Raw genomic sequence first — 14204 nt, 5'->3', positions numbered from 1 at the left:
AAAGCGTTGATCGACGCAGATGCAGTCCACATCTCTCAGAATTATGAGTTAACAGACCAACTCTTCTATTTTCCGGCTAAGGTCTTGCGCCGCCAGCAACATTACAACTGGTTAATAATAGGGTCCGGTTTTACCAAGTTTATACCAAAAGACCTTGCTTTAAGGGGCGATTTTACAAAAATCGGCAGGGTGCACTCTTGTCTTACGCCCTTTTTCCCACCATATTTGCTGATATGTAACTCGGGTCAGTCACCCGTGCTGTTTGGTATGACCAACAGCAAACACGTGTTTAACAAGAGAGAGGATCCACATGGCGACCTTCGACCGCAATAATTCTACGCGGTATGGAATGGCTGGCTCTCATGCCAATGCAGCCGCATTTGACGCTGGTCTGCGCGCCTACATGCTTCGCGTTTACAACTACATGGCAGTCGGTGTTGCAATCACCGGTGTGCTCGCACTGCTCACCTCAATGATGGCGACGACGACTGATCCATCTATGGCAGCAGCTCAGATGGGTAATACTTTGCTCACCAGCCTTGGTGTTGCACTGTATGGTAGCCCGCTGAAGTGGGTTGTTATGCTTGCTCCACTTGGTTTCGTGTTCTTCCTGAGCGCACGGATCAATAAGATGAGCGCATCCGCCGCACAAATGACCTTCTGGGCATTTGCAGCTTTGATGGGTGTTTCTCTCTCATCGATCTTCATCGTTTACACCGGCAACTCCATTGCTCGTGTATTCTTCATCTCTGCAGCTTCCTTTGGCGCGCTGAGCCTGTTCGGCTACACCACCAAGAAAGACCTCTCCGCTTGGGGTTCCTTCTTGTTCATGGGTCTGATCGGCATCATCATCGCGTCTGTGGTCAACCTCTTCCTTGCGTCTTCTGCTCTGCAGTTCGCAATCTCCGTGGTTGGCGTTCTGGTATTCGCAGGCCTCACCGCCTACGACACCCAGCAGATCAAGGAAATGTATGCAGCTGTTGATGACAGCGAAGTAGCAGGCAAGAAAGCCATTATGGGCGCGCTGCGTCTGTACCTGGACTTCATCAACCTGTTCATGATGCTTCTGTCCCTGTTCGGCAACCGCGAGTAATCGCAGCAGCCATCAGGCGTACAAATCAGAAAAAGCCCGAGGCACCCGCCCCGGGCTTTTTTCTTGGCCAAATGACAGCGCAGATATAGGCTTCAAGCTGGCATCAGAAACACAATCGACTGCAGGATACCAAATGTACGGACCGCTCTCACTGTTCCATTGGTATGAACGCAAGGTTTTCCAGTTCAGGGACTTTCACAAAGCCCACCCAACCATGGCCGAGCGCTACCATATGATCGCAAGCATTGTGGCTGTCATCTACCTGCCAGTTCTGCTGATACCTGCAGGAATTGCCTATGTTTTGCAGTCCCCACTTAGCTACATAATCAATCGGGCCAAAGAGAAACGAAACGACGTTTACAACTCCGCATTCCCGAACAAGCGATGGTACGCCGACTCAAATCTCTGGAAACATCACCAGCTACAATCCGCAGTCGTAAAAGCTGTATTCCCTGATTTATAGCCAGTTAAATGCATCCAACACGCACAGATAACCACAACGTAACCGCTTAGTTTTCAGGGGCACAACCAAATTTCACTAGCCAAGATCAATAAGAGGTTTTATTTTCTTAACGTAGCGTACCATATGTTTTTCTAAGCAATTTTCTGCTTGTTCCAACAGCATTTGTAGGGGCAAAAAATGCCAAGACACTCACCTTGTGCCATCGCCAATGAATTTCTGAGACGCCGAGGCAGCTCTGAATACCCATCTCAGATGTACATTCAAAAACTCGTTGCCATCGCCAACGGCTGGAACCTCGCAATCAACGGCGAGCCATTGGTGAACTCAGCTCCCCAAGCTTGGAAAAATGGCCCAGTATTTCGGCAGATATGGGATTTCATAAAGGAAGGTGGGCACAAAGGCCCCAATTGTGAAATTGCAGATCCCGTCACCGGCCAGATCGTCACTGGTCGCATCAACGGTAGTGAGCAAGACATCATTGATCACGTCTGGAAGAAGTACCGTAACTATACGCCACAGCAACTGTCAGATCTCACCCATCAAGCGAATTCTCCATGGGCCCATGCCTACTTCGAAAAGGGGAGAAACGCAGAAATCGATACAGAACGCACCCGACAATATTACATCAAACTCGCCTTAGCGGGCCGCTCTCACGCAGAAGAAGAGCAGTCCATACAAACAGCGGGTCGGATCAATGCCGCCTAACGATACATTCGAGGACACACTCGAAAAGCCACTCACTGTGGATGACATCGACGCAGCCGTCTCCAAGCTCCCTATTGAGGTGGACCCACCCGCCAAGATCGGGTTCGAGCAGCTGCTGAAAGACCGTCAGGCCCTGTCTGACGACAACACCCTGCTTCAGAACGAGCTGATGGAGCTTAAGTCACGGCTCGCGACCAAGCAGGAGCTGGACGCCCTCATCAAACCCTACGCAGGCAAAGCCTACTGGTTCATGTGCGTGTATTGCGGCACAGTTGCCCTCATCCTCGTGCTGGCAGGCTTCAAAAATGTCTATGGCAACTCGTTCAATCTGGCCGACAGCGTACTGGAGTTCCTCGTTGGCAGCACCGCAACCACTGTCATCGGCCTGGTCGGCATGGTGCTCACCGGCATCTTTGTGGGCGCTCGAAAATAGCGCTCCACACGCTCTACAGCGTATCTCCGAAAAGTGGAAACCGGTTTTCGGATAAAGATTCGCAAAAACAATGGCTAAAGCAGTTCATGTGATTCAGCTTAAATGCGAGCTGCTTTAATGGCCAGATAACACCAGCACCTTGACTGGGAAAGCCAACGCCTGGAACCGCAAGATCAGCGCATGCATGATCGAGGTCGCATCCACCATGTGATAGTAAAGGCCGCCCCAGAAACCAAACTCACCCGCTGCAATCTGCTCACCATAATTGCTGTAGGCATTGGCAATGCACTTGCTGCCGGGAGGAATACCATTCGTATCACCGGGATAAAGCGGCTCCATGATCACCAGCAAGGTTCCCGGACGCGCAACATCCTGCGCATCCACCAGCTGATCCGTCGGACGGAACTGACCTGAGGAGATAAAGTCCTGTGTGTCCACCACGACCATCGGAATAACCTCAAACGGTCGCGATGCACAGGTGATCTCTGCCGCCATGCCAACCTTGATCACAGTAGCAGTAATCTGCCCAAAGCCCGCCTGAAATCGCCCATACCCCGTCGTAGAAGGTACGAGAATACCAGCAGGACGTAGGATCGGGCTTACAATATCACCGGGCTGAAGAATGAACTGCGTGATCACACCATCAACGCCAGCATAAACAAACTTCTTGTGATAGGCGGATTCCGCCTGATGCAGCCGCGCAATCGCGCTGGTCCGCTGTGCAGGCAGGCTCACGGTAATCTTCGTCTGCACGATATCCCGGTTAGCAACAGCTGCATCCAGCTGCCCTTTGCGCACAACCACTTGATTTTCGCGCGTATCAATTTCTTTTTGCGTCACCACGTCAGAATTACGGCGTTGCAGATCCAGCGTCCGCTCCAACTCACCGACAGATTGATTATAGGCGCCCTGCGCCTGAGAGATCATAGCTTCCGCACTTATCAGCTCAGAATTCGCCAGCTGGATCTCAGCATCAATTTCATCTACTTCACTCTGCGCCGTATCCACCTGAGCTTTCTCAGTAGAGGAATCCAGCGTAAACAGCAGTTGCCCGGCCTTCACATGCTGGTTGTTCTCCACCACCACCAGATCAACCCGCCCCGCCGTTTCCGGCAGGATGGAGACAGTGCGGTAAAGCGACAGCACGTTGGACGTGGTTGGGTGATAGAAGAAAACCAGCGTGATCAGCGCAATGGTCAGCATCAGCGCCCCGGTAATCCCCCAGCGCAGTTCATACCACACCGTAAAAAACGTAATCTCGTGCCCGATCCGCTTACCCTGCCTGTAGCGACGAAACAGATAGTCCGGCAGGATCGTCACAAGCGAGCAAAGAAGAAACTCAATCATTCTGTTTCTTCCCCTTTATCGTCTTGCGCAAAGAATTGGCGATGGTGTTAAGCGGTGTCTCATAATCCGGCAGGTTAATCGCAGCCAGCAACAGCGCTGCAATCCAGAAGTAGTTGTTGTGCGTGAACAACGCCAACACCGCCAGTAGGGCCACAATCTGCATATGCGACCGCCCATACTTGTGCGCCATCTTCTCTGGCAGGGCATGCAGGGAAAAGTAAAAGACACCCGCCAGCAACACCGCACCAATGGCGATGAAGATGGTGACCACCATCAAAACATCTGTACTGCCCGGTGCAGTGATGAAGATTGGAAGATGCCCAGCGAATTGCTCATGTTCGCCACCAGAAGCCATAGCCTGTACCGCTCGTCTCTCAGGGGTTGCATGGTGCCAGCGCAGAACGCGGACGGAATGGAGCATCTTTCATGCCCCATTCATGGTTACCCTGAGAGAAACAAATCGGGAGAAACTCGGCGAAAATGGAAGGTTTCGAGCCTTAAGGTAAAGGCCCACTAAGCGAAAACAGATGAATTGAAATCAAACCGCAGCCAGCTCTTCCCGCGCCTTCAAAAAGAGTGGCGCTAATGCCTGAGACAGAGCGAAACTCTTGTCTGCATCTGCTTCAGTGTAAGCATGGTCCGCGTCCAGCAGGTTCACGGTGCCAATCACCTCGCCAGATGCCACCACTGGCAAATTCAGAGTTGCACCCAGCCCCATGGCAGCAATCTTCTCATGGTCAGGAAAGTAGTCTTTCACATCTTCAATGGTGTACCCAAGAAACGGCTTCTGCTGCACAAGCACGCGCTCATACCAGCCACCTTCTTTTTCAATCGGCTTGGTGCCAGAGGTACCATAAGAACCTTCCGCGCTGGAAAACAACCGCACCACATGGCTCCCGTCAGGATGCGTCACCGTAAGCGTAAACAGCTTGTATCCGGGAAACTTGGAGAACAACACGCCCGCTTTCTGTGCGGCCTCCTGCAAGCTGGAACTCTCCGTTACAGCCTGCACAAACTTAATCTGATCAACCACTTCAAATACCTGCAATTGTGAAATGCAGATACTGTAACTCCTCCGTGCTGACCATCAAGTCAGAGAAACTCAACTATGCCTCCTTCAAAGATCAGCCACGCTTCAGCTCTTTAAGGCCATCGTCATCCGTATAGAACTTGTCGTCGATACAGCACTCAGCTCGCAAAAACTGCAGAACTTCATCCAACTGCTCAAACTGAGCAACACAGTAAAGCACCCGCCCCTCGCGCCGCTGTTTGATCATGCCTGCAGAGGCCAAACCAGACAGATGATGCGACAGTGTTGAGCCTGGAATCTCCAGTTCTTCCTGCAATGTACCCACCGCCAGGCCTTTATAGCCAGCTTTCACAAGCCGCTTATAAATTGCAAGACGCGTTACATGTCCAAGCTCTTTCAAGGCCTTAGCAGTTTTTTCGATATCCATCTCATTCACCAGAATTTTCTATATTTCGACATTACTAGAAATATCTTGACATGAAAACCTATTATTCTATTATTTCGACAAATCCGGAAATATCGTAATAAGGATCATACCCAATGTCACTGTCCTCTGAAATGCTCATAAGCAGCCTGGAAATGTTCGCAGTGCTTGCTGTGGAACTGACGATCCTCTTTCTGGCGATCAGTTACTTCGTCGGCATCTTGCAGGAATACATTCCGCCAAGCCGCGTGCAAAAGATCCTCAGCAGTCAAAACGGCAAAGGCTATGTCACAGCAGCAGCGCTTGGCGTCATCACCCCATTCTGCTCCTGCTCCACCATCCCGTTCCTGAAAGGCCTGCTCCGTGCCCGTGCTGGCTTTGGCACCATGATGGTGTTCCTGTTTGCCAGCCCATTGCTTAACCCGGTTATCATCGGCTTGTTCACGGTGACTTTCGGTCTGGATGTCACAGTGTTCTACTTCACCATCGCATTGGCGGTTTCCATCATCGCAGGTTACACGCTTGAAAAGCTTGGCTTCGAGAGGTTTGTGAAACCAGAAGCCTACGCGGCCCCATCCACCTCTTCATGCAGCAGCAGCTGCAGCGGAAGTGCGCCAGTTCAAAGCAAGTGGGCAAGGGTATGGAACTCAACATGGGCAGACTTCAAAAAAGTCCTGCCATACCTCATCGGCGGCATCGCCATCGGTTCAATGATCTATGGCTTCATGCCAACAGATCTGGTGTCCTCTTGGGCGGGTGAAAACAATCCACTCGCAATCCCTGTGGCCGCTATCATCGGCATCCCGCTCTACATCAGAGCAGAAGCCGTGATCCCGCTCACCGCAGCACTTGCAGGCAAAGGCATGGGCCTCGGCGCAATCATGGCCCTCATCATCGGCAGCGCAGGTGCTAGCCTGACAGAGGTAATCTTGCTCAAGTCCCTCTTCAAAAACCAGATGATCGCCGCCTTCCTAGTCGTGATCCTGGGAATGGCCGTCAGCGCAGGGGTGCTCTATTCGCTGATCTTTTGATCAAGGACGTTGTTCACTCTCAACCCGTAGGAGGTCTCCAACGTTCATGAGTTCATCAAGGCAAAAAGACTTCTTAGCCCTCATATGGAAATGCGGAGGATCAAGCTTACCATTGGGCCTTGGTGTATAAACGACGCAGGGATAAGACACCTTCGTTTCAGAAAGCACGACATGAGCGTCAAAGAAACAACAACGACCCAACTCAATGGGCCGCTCAGTAAAGACAACGAAGCGACGTTCTCCACTCTGGTCCACTGACAGACAATCAAAATCAGTAATTCTGAACTCGATCATGACCTAACATCCCATCGACTATACGATGCATCATTCAATGGACTTCCAGAAGACACCAGAAACGCTACAACTCACGCAAATCAGACCCTACTAACATTCAGGTTAGTGGGTTTTTTTTCTAATCTCGAATGATCTCCAGGAAGTCTGGGCCAAACCGTTCCAGTTTGGACTCACCAACACCAGAAATCTCCAGCATCTCTTCAAGCCGCTGAGGACGTTCAACGGCCATTTCAATCAGGGTCTTATCATTGAAGATCACATAAGGAGGCACATTCCGCTCTCGCGCCAGTTCCATCCGCCGAACTCGAAGTTTCTCAAACAGCTCCTGATCCGCAATGTCCTCAATCTGAGCCCGCGCTGGCGTCTTGGCCCGGCGCTCCATCTTCGCAGAGTTGGCTAGCTGATCCACTTTCAGCTCAATTGTCCGGCGTTCCTTCAAGAACTCCATGCCCAGCACCGTCATCTTCAAAGCCCCATGAGCATCGTGATCAGCATAGATCAGGCCAGCAGCCAGCAGTTGCCGGGCAATGGCGTTCCACTTGATCTTGTCGAACTCACCACCAATGTTGAACGTCGACAGCTGGTCATGCCCACGTGAGATGATCCGCTCACTCGCATTACCCAGCAGAACATCAATCACATAGTTCGCCCCAAAGCTCTGTCCCGTGCGCAAAATGCAGGAGAGCAGCTTCTGCGCCGCAATAGTCCCATCCATAGTCTTCGGCGGGTTCAAACAGGTATCGCAGTTGCCACAAGGCTCGCACTCATCCCCGAAGTAGCGCAGCAGAACAGAGCGCCGACAGGTCGCCGTCTCACAGTAAGCGAGGAAAGACCGCAGCTTCTGTCGCTCAATCTGCTTCTGGCTCTCTGGCGCTTCACTTCGGTCAATCATCTGGTTCAGGAACACAACATCCTGCATACCATAGACCAGCCATGCCTCAGACGGCAGGCCATCGCGCCCAGCGCGGCCCGTCTCCTGATAATAAGCCTCAATGTTTTTCGGAAGGTCCAGATGCGCCACAAACCGCACGTTGGGCTTATCAATGCCCATCCCAAACGCGACCGTAGCCACCATGATCATGCCTTCTTCCTTGATGAAGCGATCCTGATTGGCCTCACGTACCGAACTGTCGAAACCCGCATGATAAGGCAGCGCATCAAAGCCCTCATCAACCAACCACGCGGCAGTCTCCTCCACCTTCTTGCGGGACAGGCAGTAGATGATGCCACTCTCACCAGCTGGCCGATCTTTCAGGAAACGCCGCAACTGCTGCTTCGGATTACTCTTGATGCCCACGGTGTAAGTGATGTTAGGCCGGTCAAAGCCGGAGGAAATCAGGCGCGGCAGATCAAGGCGCTCTTGAATATCCTTCCGCGTCGGTTCATCCGCCGTTGCGGTCACTGCCAGACAAGGCACACCCTCAAGCTTCGCCCGCACATTGGTCAGTTCACGATACTCAGGGCGGAAATCATGGCCCCACTGGCTGATACAGTGCGCTTCATCAATCGCCAGCAGCGCAATCAATCCGCGCTGGTTCAATTCTTCCAGCAAACCAACAAACTCTGGCCGCACCAACCGTTCCGGCGCCACATAAAGCAGATCCAGCTCCCCAGCCCGAAGATCCCGATAAGCGGCCTGAATGTCCTCACGAGAAAGCGCGGAGTTGATAGACGTCGCTCGCACCCCAAGCTCGCGCAGTGTCGCAATTTGGTCCTGCATCAGCGCAATGAGTGGAGAAACGACAACGCCCACCCCACGGCGGCACAAGGCAGGCACCTGATAGCACAGCGACTTACCCGCCCCCGTCGGCATAAGAACACAGCAGCTCTCACCAGCCATTACGCTATCAATCACAACCTGCTGATTGCCGCGAAACGCGTCATAGCCAAATACTTTTTTCAGAACATCATGTGGCGAGGCAACAATATCTTGCGTGAGTGTCATGAGCAGTAGACTTAAAACTTTAGTAAGAAGATTACGTTTGATGCATAGTTTGAAATCTCATTACTGAGTTTCATCATCAGGTATGTTGTAACGCTTAATCAAAATCGTAGTGTACTCAGAACGTGAACCATCCCAACCACACTCAACACAGGCCCCATCAGCGAACTTATGATCGCAGTGCGGGTACCCATGAATAATGTGCGAGCATTCATTGCATAGGTCCACCATCTTTGAAGATTCAACAAAGAATGAACTTTCACACTCTACACATTGTTTGATTTCATTGTTCATCAGCCACGAGTAACACGAAACATGAAGGTTCTAAAGAACGATTAGAACATCGTATCTACAGCTTCCATCACCTCACCGATACTTCGCAGCAGAAATAAACTCGCCAAAGGTTTCGCACCACACCAGCACGGTGTTGTAGGTCTCAATATCAACGCCCTCAGGCACATTCAGCAGGAAGCCGTCGAAGGTTTTGACGTCACCGATCAGAACCGAGTTGTCTTTGATTGGTAGGAACTCATCTTCATGCTCAACGAACTCAGGGACCAGATAAACCTTGTAATCCGGACCCGGTGCGAGACGCCCCTGATGAACGATCATCTCTGGAGAGATACTCACCTTGCCCTCACCCCAATGCAGGAAGTCACTGCCACGCTGGTCGCGGCTGAACTCCGCAGTGTACTGCGCGTTCTGAGCTTTCTGCTCCAGTACGGCGGTCTCAGGAGAATCCGGTGCAGTCAGGATAGGCAGGAAGTAGATCCCAAGCGCAAAGCCAACAACAAGCACTATGGTGTGCGAAACGAGCAATGCAACAAAACGGATCATAGGAGTTCTCTCAGTCTACAAGGTCAAAATCATTATGATCATAAAAGCGATCACATCAAAGTGTCTAGCAACCACGTATGAGGATGGCAACAAAGCTACCTCATTGTAATCAATCCCAAAATCTCAAAACACTGTGAAATACCGTGAAGAGCCCACGGTTTCCTAATCGGTGCTCATATCACCTCAAAACACCCTTCTCTCACACACAAAATACCATCAATTTCAACAGGTTAACACTATCCACTCTAACCAGATCAGAGGCCTTAGCCTGTTTATCCATGAAATATGCAGACTTAACATTCATCAAGTAGATTTACCTAAATGATGTTTAGCCTCAGCCCTTTAACCCCCAGGACAAAAGGTCTGAATTATGAGCGAAAAAACTTTATACGAACGCCTCGGCGGCTATGACGCGATTTCTGCAGTCGTCAACAACCTCCTCCCACGCCTACAGAGCGATGAGCTGCTTGGGCGCTTCTGGCAAAACCGCGGTGATGATGGGATCGCCAGAGAAAAGCAGCTCCTGATTGATTATCTGGCAAACAGCGCCGGCGGACCTTTGTACTACACAGGCCGCGACATGGTGATCACACACACTGGCATGGGCATCACCGAAGCAGATTGGGACGTATTTTTAGCCCACCTGAAAGCCACTCTGGAAGCTTTCAGCCTGCCAGAAGCTGAGTTCAACGACACCGTTGGTTTCGTGAGCAGCCTGAAAGAGGAAATTCTGGTTTAGCACCCCGATTATTTTCCAGAGCATTTAAACGCGCATCCCCCGGTATCTGGCCGCTGAGTTCAGGCCGGGTGATGCTTCCTTACGCGCAACCCAACCATTGCACATTTGACTTAGCGGCAGCTTTACCTCACAGTTTCAGAGAGTTCATTTTTCTGCCCATTGCGACACCCACAAAGTTTCATCATGCCGCTTTCATTGAGTGCCTATCTTAGTCTCGGGTTAGCTATTGCAAGCGTCCCGCTCATCACACAGCGATGGGTGCCGCTCACCTTATTCGCTCTCTCGCTGGTTCTTGCAGTCACCGCAGGCGTACTGAATGCAACCGGGCTCCTGCTCGTTCTCAGCTGGGCTGTGGTCTGTGCGGTCCTCTTCCAGCAAAAGCACCCTGTCTGGCTTTATTATGTGATGGTTGGTCTGCTGTTGCTGGCAGGGCATCTGGTGATGACGCATGAAGCTCCCGGCTTTCACAATCTTCAGGTCCTGTCTGGTGCAAAAACCAGCCCGGATGCTGTGCCATACTCGCTTTACCTCAATTTCGATAAGGCAGCTTTGGGCTTCCTGCTGTTTCTCTTCGCAGCCCCCCGCATCCGCACAGCCAAAGATTGGCTCCGCAGCCTGCGTATAACACTGCTGTTCTTCATTCCGGCAGCGGCAGTACTGATCGGCGCAACCTACGCCGCAGGGCTAGTGGTGTTCGACCCGAAACTGGTGCCCTTCTTACCAATCTGGATCTTTGCGAACCTGCTGTTCACCTGCGTGGCAGAAGAGGTCTTCTTTCGCCAGTTCATCATGGGCCAGCTGATGGAAAAGCTCGGGCGCAGCTTTTGGGCAGGCACCGCGGCACTCGTAATCTCCTCACTCCACTTCGCCTACTACCATCTGGATGGCGGCCTGCCTTACGCAGCCTTTGCCTTCGTCGCCGGGCTGTTCTACGGCGCCACCTTCTGGAAATCAGGTCGTGTAGAAGCCGCCATAGGCGTCCACTTCCTCGTCAACCTTACCCACATCCTCTTTTTCACCTACCCCATGTTGGCGAAGTAAGGCAGGCAACCACCCACGATACATTTTCCGTAAGGGAATGCTGCTAAACATTGCTCTGTAACGTGCTCGCACTTCAAGGCCTCGAGCTCTCGGAACAAAGGGTGGCTGAATGTCCAGATCGCAAACGAGGCTAACACCACGTTCAATCATCGCTGCAACGAGTGGAAACGTTCTGGAATGGTATGACTTCACCGTTTACAGCTTCCTCACAGCAACGATTGCCACCCAGTTTTTCCCGCTAGAAAACAGAGTAGCCTCACTGCTTTCTGCATTCGCCGTGCTGGCTGTCGGATATGCAGCGCGCCCTATCGGCAGTGTAATCTTTGGCCATATTGGAGACCGTGTGGGCCGAAAGACGGCCATGATGATCTCCGTCCTGCTGATGGGCGGAGGCTCTCTCGCGATTGCCGTGCTACCCACATATGATCAAATTGGGATCGCCGCAGCCATACTTCTGGTCTTGGTGAGGATTGTTCAGGGCATTGCCGTGGCCGGAGAATACACAGCCTCTGGCGTCCTCCTGGTGGAACAAGCAGAGCCGGAACGCCGGGCATTAACAGGAGCATGGATTGCATGCGCCATGATTTCCGGCTGCCTTGTCGGCTCGGCTGTTCCAGCCGGCATTAGCCTCCTTCTTTCTGCCGAACAGATGGCGGATTGGGGATGGCGTCTGGCTTTTGGTTTCGGCACGCTGGTCGCAATCTTCAGCGCAGTCATCAGGCGAAATATCACCGATACAGTGCTGGACGAAGACCCAGCGGATAACTCATCACCTGTCTGGCAAAGCCTGCGAGATCATTCTGGTTTGATCGGGCAAATGATTTTGCTACTCATTCCAACCGCTGTGATTTACTTTGTAATTTACGTCTATGCGGTCTCATATTTAAGCGCGGAGCCAGGTTTTGGCGCATCCACGGCTCTCAATGTCACAACACTCAACCTGATTGTTATGGCTCTGTTTATTCCGGTTTGCGGACTAGCTGCGGACCGTTTTGGGTTACGGCCAGCTTTTCTCACAGGGGCATTGGCAACCTTCATCCTCGCAGGCCCTTGCTGGTGGCTTATGCTTCAAGAGGACATCACATCCGTTTTTCTTGGGCAGTTCGGTCTCACCTTAACAAGCACAGTCGGGTGGGCACTCTCCATCACAGCCCTCACCCTAATGGCACCAGACCATTTGCGTTGCAGCGTTGTCGCGCTCGGATACAATCTAAGCATGGCCCTCTTCGGCGGCACCACCCCAATCGTCGCCACATATCTGGTAACCCAGACCGGCAAGGACTACGCCCCCGTCTACTACATCCTCATTGCAGTCCTCATCTCCCTCCCAATCATCTGGCGTCTGCCCAAACTGATTGCCACAACACGGCTGCAGAACGCTTTGGCATAACGTTCAGCACCTCATGTTTAAGCGAGCCCCCTAATGCAAAAAGTAATGTGTTAAGCTGAAAATGCGCCGCTCACCAAAGGGATACTTTCTCCTATTTGATAGGAAGATAGACATCTCCGTTACGCGTACATTACCATCACTGTAATGACCGTTGAGCCCCCCTCATAAAGGCCAGCATAAACAACATCTCAGTGCGGAGCGCGCGCTGATACGATCCAATGGGAGATTCCGCATGACACAACGCACTTCACCAAACATGGGCGAGTTCCTGCATCTACGTGGTCAGAACCTGTCTAAGGGTGAACCGATTGCGTTACCTTTGGTGCAGAGCTCAATGTACCATCTTCCAGGATTACCTGAGGACTTTCCAAACTATGGTCGTGTCAGCAACCCGACATGGACCCAGCTTGAACATGCGCTCGCTCATCTCGAAGCAGCGCCTTGCCTATGTTTTCCTTCTGGAATGGCGGCAATTTCAGCAGCCCTCTTCGCAACGCTCAAAGCAGGAGATCGGCTACTGGTCCCGGCAGATGGGTATTATGTAACCCGCATCCTCTCCAGCCAGTTTCTCGCTAAGTTCGGCGTTGAAGTCGTTGAGCGCGACACCGCCGAATTCACCACAGGCGGCTTTGATGGCTTTAACGTTGTGTTCTTGGAAACACCTTCAAATCCGGGCCTCGACCTGCTGGATCTAACAGCAATTGCGTCTGCTGTACACGCCGCAGGTGGTATCACGATTTGCGACAACACAACCCTGACACCACTTGGTCAGCGTCCATTAGATTTTGGTGTAGACCTTGTCGTCTCCTCAGACACTAAATCCATGGCAGGCCATTCCGACGCCCTTATGGGTCATGTCGCCAGCCGAAACACTGAGATTTTAAAAGCTGTCGAAGAGTGGCGAAAGTTTTCCGGCTGCATCCCCGGCCCACAAGAAGCATGGCTGTTGCATCGAGGCCTCGAAACGCTGGATGTGCGCTATGATCGGATGTGTACGTCCGCAGCTCTGCTCGCAGAGCGTTTTGCAAATCATCCAGCCGTAAAGTCTATTCGTTTTCCGGGCTTGGAAACGGACCCAGCCCATGCATTGGCCAAAGCGCAACAAACACGGTTTGGGTTCTTGATCTCCCTCACGCTTGAAACAGAAGCCCAGGCTGAACAGTTCATCAATTCATGCACCCTCTTGCGCCCTGCCACCTCATTTGGCGGCGTTCACAGCTCAGCAGAACGCCGCGCCCGCTGGGGAGACGCAGTAGATCCTGCCTTCATCCGCTTATCTGTGGGATGCGAGCCGGTAGAGGAACTCTGGCAGGCCTTCTCTGAAGCCCTAGAGCAAGTCTCTTAAGAGACGATCAACCCACGACGGGCAGTTTCTCAGACTGCCCGTCTTCCACATCCTCATCACAGTCCTCGCCTCCCTCTCAATCCATTCCAA

16 protein-coding genes are annotated in these 14204 nt (G+C 52.1%); 9 read left to right on the top strand and 7 right to left on the bottom strand.

Features of this window, described 5'->3' with window-relative positions:
• The first annotated feature begins 310 nt into the window (after positions 1 to 310).
• The 4 genes from PsAD5_RS04055 to PsAD5_RS04040 all read left to right on the top strand — a co-directional run bounded on the left by PsAD5_RS04055 (position 311) and on the right by PsAD5_RS04040 (position 2694).
• On the top strand, positions 311 to 1093 hold the full coding sequence (locus PsAD5_RS04055; RefSeq protein ID WP_057463488.1) for a Bax inhibitor-1/YccA family protein: 783 nt from the start codon (positions 311 to 313) through the stop codon (positions 1091 to 1093).
• A gap of 133 nt (positions 1094 to 1226) precedes the next feature.
• Complete coding sequence (locus tag PsAD5_RS04050) at positions 1227 to 1556, top strand: hypothetical protein (RefSeq protein ID WP_063291174.1); 330 nt, start codon at positions 1227 to 1229, stop codon at positions 1554 to 1556.
• Between the two features lie 177 nt (positions 1557 to 1733).
• Complete coding sequence (locus tag PsAD5_RS04045; protein WP_208980967.1) at positions 1734 to 2261, top strand: Panacea domain-containing protein; 528 nt, start codon at positions 1734 to 1736, stop codon at positions 2259 to 2261.
• A complete protein-coding gene (locus PsAD5_RS04040) occupies positions 2251 to 2694 on the top strand; it encodes a hypothetical protein (protein ID WP_057463491.1) in 444 nt (147 codons plus the stop codon). Before PsAD5_RS04045 ends, PsAD5_RS04040 begins: the two co-directional genes overlap by 11 nt.
• A 114-nt stretch (positions 2695 to 2808) precedes the next feature.
• Here PsAD5_RS04040 and PsAD5_RS04035 read toward each other — a convergent pair whose 3' ends face one another.
• From PsAD5_RS04035 to PsAD5_RS04020, 4 genes are all read right to left on the bottom strand, one after another.
• Positions 2809 to 4041, bottom strand: a complete 1233-nt coding sequence (locus tag PsAD5_RS04035; RefSeq protein ID WP_063291173.1) for an HlyD family secretion protein — start codon at positions 4039 to 4041, stop codon at positions 2809 to 2811.
• Entirely contained in the window at positions 4034 to 4462 is a 429-nt protein-coding gene (locus tag PsAD5_RS04030; protein WP_208980968.1) for a hypothetical protein, read from the bottom strand. The genes PsAD5_RS04035 and PsAD5_RS04030 overlap by 8 nt, the downstream gene beginning before the upstream one ends.
• Positions 4463 to 4579: 117 nt before the next feature.
• On the bottom strand, positions 4580 to 5074 hold the full coding sequence (locus PsAD5_RS04025) for a GAF domain-containing protein (RefSeq protein ID WP_208988471.1): 495 nt from the start codon (positions 5072 to 5074) through the stop codon (positions 4580 to 4582).
• Positions 5075 to 5165: 91 nt separating this feature from the next.
• Complete coding sequence (locus PsAD5_RS04020; RefSeq protein ID WP_063291171.1) at positions 5166 to 5498, bottom strand: ArsR/SmtB family transcription factor; 333 nt, start codon at positions 5496 to 5498, stop codon at positions 5166 to 5168.
• A gap of 113 nt (positions 5499 to 5611) precedes the next feature.
• On the opposite strand from PsAD5_RS04020, the gene PsAD5_RS04015 reads away from it, so the two are divergent.
• Positions 5612 to 6526 (top strand): permease, encoded by a 915-nt coding sequence (locus PsAD5_RS04015; RefSeq protein WP_063291170.1) that lies wholly within the window; start codon positions 5612 to 5614, stop codon positions 6524 to 6526.
• Here the strand turns inward: PsAD5_RS04015 and PsAD5_RS04010 are convergent, their stop codons facing one another.
• The 3 genes from PsAD5_RS04010 to PsAD5_RS04000 form a co-directional block, all read right to left on the bottom strand.
• Positions 6527 to 6820: a hypothetical protein gene (locus PsAD5_RS04010; RefSeq protein ID WP_063291169.1), complete on the bottom strand. Its 294-nt coding sequence runs from the start codon at positions 6818 to 6820 to the stop codon at positions 6527 to 6529.
• Positions 6821 to 6938: 118 nt separating this feature from the next.
• Positions 6939 to 8765, bottom strand: a complete 1827-nt coding sequence (recQ, locus tag PsAD5_RS04005; RefSeq protein ID WP_063291168.1) for a DNA helicase RecQ — start codon at positions 8763 to 8765, stop codon at positions 6939 to 6941.
• A 363-nt stretch (positions 8766 to 9128) separates the two neighbouring features.
• Entirely contained in the window at positions 9129 to 9599 is a 471-nt protein-coding gene (locus PsAD5_RS04000; RefSeq protein WP_063291167.1) for a DM13 domain-containing protein, read from the bottom strand.
• Positions 9600 to 9969: 370 nt separating this feature from the next.
• Here PsAD5_RS04000 and PsAD5_RS03995 point away from each other — a divergent pair, with 370 nt between their 5' ends.
• The 4 genes from PsAD5_RS03995 (at position 9970) to PsAD5_RS03980 (ending at position 14114) form a co-directional block, all read left to right on the top strand.
• On the top strand, positions 9970 to 10338 hold the full coding sequence (locus tag PsAD5_RS03995) for a group I truncated hemoglobin (protein ID WP_063286064.1): 369 nt from the start codon (positions 9970 to 9972) through the stop codon (positions 10336 to 10338).
• A gap of 183 nt (positions 10339 to 10521) precedes the next feature.
• Entirely contained in the window at positions 10522 to 11379 is an 858-nt protein-coding gene (locus PsAD5_RS03990) for a CPBP family intramembrane glutamic endopeptidase (protein ID WP_057463499.1), read from the top strand.
• Positions 11380 to 11488: 109 nt separating this feature from the next.
• Positions 11489 to 12769, top strand: coding sequence for an MFS transporter (locus PsAD5_RS03985; protein ID WP_063291166.1), 1281 nt, complete (start codon positions 11489 to 11491; stop codon positions 12767 to 12769).
• A gap of 232 nt (positions 12770 to 13001) precedes the next feature.
• On the top strand, positions 13002 to 14114 hold the full coding sequence (locus PsAD5_RS03980; protein ID WP_063291165.1) for a cystathionine gamma-lyase: 1113 nt from the start codon (positions 13002 to 13004) through the stop codon (positions 14112 to 14114).
• Positions 14115 to 14204 lie beyond the last annotated feature (90 nt).

Source organism: Pseudovibrio sp. Ad5 (assembly GCF_001623095.1).
GTDB lineage: Bacteria > Pseudomonadota > Alphaproteobacteria > Rhizobiales > Stappiaceae > Pseudovibrio.
This window is presented reverse-complemented; position numbering and strand designations above follow the sequence as displayed.